This is a genomic window from Streptomyces longwoodensis, assembly GCF_001514125.1.
Lineage (GTDB): Bacteria > Actinomycetota > Actinomycetes > Streptomycetales > Streptomycetaceae > Streptomyces > Streptomyces longwoodensis.
The window spans coordinates 1-824 of sequence record NZ_KQ948556.1; the positions used below are offsets into that span (position 1 = coordinate 1).

The 824-nt window shown below is 74.3% G+C and carries 1 pseudogene; it reads right to left on the bottom strand.

Annotation, left to right across the window (positions count from 1 at the left end):
• Positions 1–824 (bottom strand): annotated as a pseudogene (locus AQJ30_RS39445) (hypothetical protein); the annotation flags it as partial.

Below are 824 nucleotides of genomic sequence, written 5' to 3' on the forward strand. Positions count from 1 at the left end.
CCCGGCAGGTCTCCGCCCGCGTGGACGTTGGGGAGGTCGCCGCCCGCGTGGACCCCCGGTGCCACCGGTACGTCCTCGCCGACCCGGCCCACGTCCCCGAGGCTGTCGCCCAGGCTGATGTGCGTGCCCGCGTCGACCGTGTGCGGGGCCGCGCCCGCCATCGCCGGGACCTTCGCCGGGGAGTCCACGTGCGGGACGTCCGCCCCCGCCGGGCCCGTGCTGTCCGGGCCCGCCGGGCGGTCCACGATGTCCTGCGTGCCGGGCTTGTCCACGTCGAGCAGGACCTTGCCCTGGCCGTCCACGATGTTGCCGTGGCCGTCGGCGTACAGGGTCGGCTCGCCGCCCTCCGCCTTCACCGGCAACGCGTCCTCGTGCACCACCGGCACGTCGTCGGGCACCTTGAACCCGCCACCGGGCAGCTCGTGCAGCCCCGCCGGCACCGCCGCGCCCTCCGGCAGGTGCACCGTCCCGTCCGGCAGCACCGACGTGCCCTCCGGCAAGTGGATCGCCGTCTCCGGCAGCTTCGGGATCTCGATGTTCCCGACGCCCTTCAGCGCCTTGGTGATGTCCCCGATCTTCGACAGGCCCGCACCCGCACCCTTGGCGATGTACGTCATCGGATCGATGACCTTGCCCGCCTTGCCCGCCACCGACAGCACCTTCGCCACCGCGCCGGCCTTGCCCGCACCCGCCGCGGCACCGCCCGCGCCACCCGTGAACACCGTCGTCAGGACGTTGAACGTGACGGCGCCCGCCGCCCGGCCGGGGTTCTTGCCCCACTCGTCCCACGCCACCAGCGCCTTGCCCGTCTCCTTCATCGCCGT